A 2,103-nucleotide genomic window follows, 5' to 3' on the forward strand; every position below is an offset into this window, starting at 1 on the left:
AGTTTACGCAAAGGTATGCATGCCCGCCACCACTTCTTCTGCGAGGCCAAACGATAACGTCATACCGGCTCCGCCAAGACCATTTACAATGGTGACATTTTTTTCCGGAGAGAACACCAGGTCTGTTTTTCCATTGGTTAATTTTGGATAGATGCCATGCCATTGTTCCTGGATGGTATACTCCGGCGCCTGCAGGAAGGTATGCATGTACTGCAAAATGAGATCATTGATAAATGCCTTATCAAATGGTTCGAAGTCCGGACCATATTCATGCGAGTCGCCGATGGTAAGCTCTCCTGCGCCATTCTGGGAAACCAGCAGATGGATGCCCCATTTCACATAGTCCGGCATTTCCTGTGCATAGCGTTGTTTCAGCGGTTCCAGGGCTTTACAGCTTTCAAAGGCCGCGTAGTGACCCAGTGTTAAACCGGCACAGAGCGCGGGTCCCAGCTGCCAGTTGCCCGGTTGTGGAATGGTGCGCATCATTTGTAGTTTGCATTTCTTCAGGGGAGCGGCTGCAAACTCAGCAGGATAAAGCGTTTCGAAATCCGCACCGCTGCACACAAATACCTCGTCCACTTTCCAGCGCTCGTCTTTTGTTTCAATATAAGGCATGCTGATACCGTTTATGGCGGTACCAAAACGAACCGTTACCTGCAGGTGTTCTTCCAGGTACTTTGCAATAGCAGCACTGGCCTGGCGCGGGTTTACCGTCATTTCGGAAGCGCTCCACAAGGCGCCTTTCAACCCGTTTGTTTTAACAGCGCTGGTATATTTTCCTATTTGTGAAGGGGCAACCAGTTCGCAGTTGTAACCATTAGCGGGAGCTGCCTGTACAAATTCTTCCAGCACCGCCAGTTCATCTGTTTCATATGCCAGGTGAAGCGATCCTGTTTCCTGGCACTGCAGGCCGGTTACAGCAGCCAGTTCTTTCCAGGTGCGGCGGCTGCGCATAGCGCGGTTGTGCATCTTACCTGCGGTTTGCCCGATGGGCCATACCAGCCCGAAATTGCGGATGGAAGCACTGATCGCCTTGCTGTTGCGCTCAAACAGCACTACTTTTTTTCCCTTTGATGCCAGGTGGTACGACATGGCCAATCCCACTATACCTGCGCCTATTACCGCTACCTCTGCCTGTTGCTGTTGCATGATATAAAAATGATAGTATGATTAAAATATAGACAAGAGTTCATCAAGTGAAGCCACCAGGTGAGTATGCGGCCCTTTGGCCAGTTCTTCGCGGGTATATGCACCGGTGGTAACACCTATTACATAGCGGCAGCCTGCATTGGTACCCTCTTCCAGGTCGGAAATAGTATCGCCGGTTTTAGCAACGGCCTGTATACTGCGGATTTCCAGTTCTTCCATGATCCGGTAGATCATATAAGGATAAGGACGGCCAAAAGGTACTTCATCGCTGGTAGCTACTGCATCTATGAGCCCTTTCTGCTGCCAGCCTACCCTTTCCAGGATCACGTTGGTGATGTCCCTGTCGAAACCAGTATCCAGCGCCACTTTAATACCTTTGGCCTTCAGCGCGGCAAACACTTCCGATACCCCGTCTTTTTCTCTTACTGCCGGATGCGTGGCATAATGCATTTTCATATCAGCTACGAAACGGCCGTGCAGGTCGCCAATAAAGGCTTCATCGCTGTACCGGCTGTCTTCCTGTTGTTGCAGCAAATAGCGGATAGCATAGGGTTTGGCATATCCCATCACTTCATTCACCTGGCCGAGCGTTACATTCACTCCTGCCAACCCGATTGTTTGCTGCAGCACCTTTGCCACATTGGATTCATCATGCAGGGTAGTACCCGCAATATCAAAAACTACTAATTGTATTCCCATCGTTCCTGAAATTTAATACGCCGCAAAGATAACCACTTACTAAAATTAAGTTTAGCATTTATAAACATTTAACATGCGGTTAATATGCGGAGGGATCGCCTTCGGCGATTGTCTTGGAACACTGATTTTGATGATTTCGCTGATTTCGCTGATTTTATTTTTTGGATTTATAAAAACTAAGGGAGATATAAGCGGATATATTCGCTTTTATCTCCCTTAACTATTAGAACACAAAAAAAATAAAATCAGCGAAAT

The 2,103-nt window shown here is 48.1% G+C and carries 2 protein-coding genes; both read right to left on the bottom strand.

Annotated elements, in window-relative coordinates; all coding sequences use genetic code 11:
• Positions 1-3 precede the first annotated feature (3 nt).
• Positions 4-1,149, bottom strand: coding sequence for a TIGR03364 family FAD-dependent oxidoreductase (locus VN105_RS05155; RefSeq protein ID WP_325638596.1), 1,146 nt, complete (start codon positions 1,147-1,149; stop codon positions 4-6).
• A 21-nt stretch (positions 1,150-1,170) separates the two neighbouring features.
• Positions 1,171-1,848 (bottom strand): phosphonatase-like hydrolase, encoded by a 678-nt coding sequence (locus VN105_RS05160; RefSeq protein WP_325638598.1) that lies wholly within the window; start codon positions 1,846-1,848, stop codon positions 1,171-1,173.
• Between the last annotated feature and the right edge of the window lie 255 nt (positions 1,849-2,103).

This window comes from Chitinophaga sp., assembly GCF_035564935.1.
Taxonomy (GTDB): Bacteria; Bacteroidota; Bacteroidia; order Chitinophagales; family Chitinophagaceae; genus Chitinophaga.